The organism is Tepidibacter formicigenes DSM 15518 (genome assembly GCF_900142235.1).
Classification (GTDB): Bacteria; Bacillota; Clostridia; order Peptostreptococcales; family Peptostreptococcaceae; genus Tepidibacter; species Tepidibacter formicigenes.
Genome location: NZ_FRAE01000140.1, coordinates 1 through 1,560, shown reverse-complemented (window position 1 = coordinate 1,560; position 1,560 = coordinate 1). Strand labels below are relative to the sequence as shown.

Annotated in this window: 5 protein-coding genes; 4 read left to right on the top strand and 1 reads right to left on the bottom strand. The window is 26.0% G+C overall.

Translation table 11 applies throughout. The features are described 5' to 3' along the window. Positions 1-98: 98 nt before the first annotated feature. From BUA77_RS13235 to BUA77_RS13225, 3 genes are read left to right on the top strand one after another with little or no spacing between them, the layout of a single operon-like run. The gene (locus BUA77_RS13235) at positions 99-320 is read left to right on the top strand and encodes a DUF1659 domain-containing protein (RefSeq protein ID WP_072891068.1); all 222 of its coding nucleotides are present in this window, start codon (positions 99-101) and stop codon (positions 318-320) included. A 14-nt stretch (positions 321-334) separates the two neighbouring features. Further along, positions 335-556: a DUF2922 domain-containing protein gene (locus BUA77_RS13230; protein WP_072891066.1), complete on the top strand. Its 222-nt coding sequence runs from the start codon at positions 335-337 to the stop codon at positions 554-556. Positions 557-603: 47 nt separating this feature from the next. After that, a complete protein-coding gene (locus tag BUA77_RS13225) occupies positions 604-747 on the top strand; it encodes a YvrJ family protein (protein WP_072891063.1) in 144 nt (47 codons plus the stop codon). Positions 748-854: 107 nt separating this feature from the next. On the opposite strand, the gene BUA77_RS13220 is transcribed toward BUA77_RS13225, so the two are convergent. Beyond that, positions 855-1,112, bottom strand: coding sequence for a hypothetical protein (locus tag BUA77_RS13220; RefSeq protein WP_072891060.1), 258 nt, complete (start codon positions 1,110-1,112; stop codon positions 855-857). A gap of 242 nt (positions 1,113-1,354) precedes the next feature. Here BUA77_RS13220 and BUA77_RS14085 point away from each other — a divergent pair, with 242 nt between their 5' ends. Then, positions 1,355-1,492 (top strand): hypothetical protein, encoded by a 138-nt coding sequence (locus BUA77_RS14085; protein ID WP_159429006.1) that lies wholly within the window; start codon positions 1,355-1,357, stop codon positions 1,490-1,492. The last annotated feature ends 68 nt before the right edge of the window (positions 1,493-1,560 follow it).

Below are 1,560 nucleotides of genomic sequence, written 5' to 3'. Positions count from 1 at the left end.
TAACTTATTTTCCAAACTAATTTTCTAAATTTCTTTATCTATAACCATTCCTTCAAATCACTTATATTTAAACTAACAAATAAAAAAGGAGGGATACCATGGCAGTAGTAAAAATACCTAAGGAAAGCTTAATAAAGCTAACATTTTCTCTTGGCTTAGATGAACATGGGAAAGAAATATTAAGAAAAAAATCTTTATCTCATGTAAAAAATGACGCAACAGATGACAATATCTATTATGTAGCTAAAGGAATATCAGGACTTCAGCAGCATACTTTAATGGATGTTGTAAGACAGGATAATTCAAGTTTAAGTGAATAGGGGAGGTAAATTAGATGTCTAAAAAATTACTTATGACGTTTGAAAATGCACTAGGAAAAAAGGTAAGTATATCTATAGATGATCCAAAAGATGATATAACTTCTGAAGAAGTTAAAACTGTAATGGATGATATAATAACTAAAAATATATTTACATCAAATGGTGGAGATTTTAAAAAGGCAGATAGTGCAAAAATAGTTGAAACTGATGTTACAGAATTTGAATATAATGAATAAGATTAAGGGCTAAGAATACTTGGCCCTTTTAAGTAGGGGAGATTATTATGGAAGATTTGTATACAAATATAGCAAATTTAGGTTTTCCAATAGCAGTATCAGTATACTTACTTGTTAGAATTGAAGGAAAACTAAGTACTTTAACTGATTCTATAAATGAATTGAGTAAAGCAATTATAAGTTTAAAGTGAAAAATACCCATGGCCTAGTGAACTTAACTGAGTACCTAGGCTTTTTTATTACCTAGATAAAATTTTTCTAAACTAAACACTTTTAAGAACTAAAGTATCTAGTTTGTCTATAAAAAAGATAAAATAGAGGCTAAAATTACAATTACTAGCATTATTGAAGTAAATTTTTTTTCTCCTAATTTGTCATTTAGTTTTAATATTACTAAGAAACTAATTCCTGAAAATATTACATATATATTTAATACTATATAGAAAAAATACTCTTTATCTAAATAAATTTCTTTTAAAATTATCCAAGTAAAAAAAAATATAGTATGAACGATACTGAAAAAATTTTTTTGTTTATTATATTTGTTCATATCCATTATTTTCACCCCTATAAAACTATATAATAACATATTATTGTAAAAATTTCAAAATATTAGGTCTCATCCTGAGATAGACTTAGAACCAGTAAAACGGATGTAATTGTACATTATTATATTTTTTATTCTATAGGAAACTATAAATTTTTTAAACTGTAACTTTGGTAACTGAATAAAAGTATCAATTATTTTGAGCAACGGAGTCCGTTAGGACTCGTTGGCGACATGAGCCATGCGATAGCATGAAGCGAATTTTTTTATTTCTCAATAAAGATTCTCATGATTTAGAAAAAACAGTATATGACATAATAGATGAAATAAATATGGAAGTTGATTTTAGAAATTGCTTTGTTGAATGTGATGTTATATTAAGTATCTAATTGGAACAGAATATAGGGTGTATGATCTAATATATTAGGACCAACTTTAAATATGAAAATATGTGCCA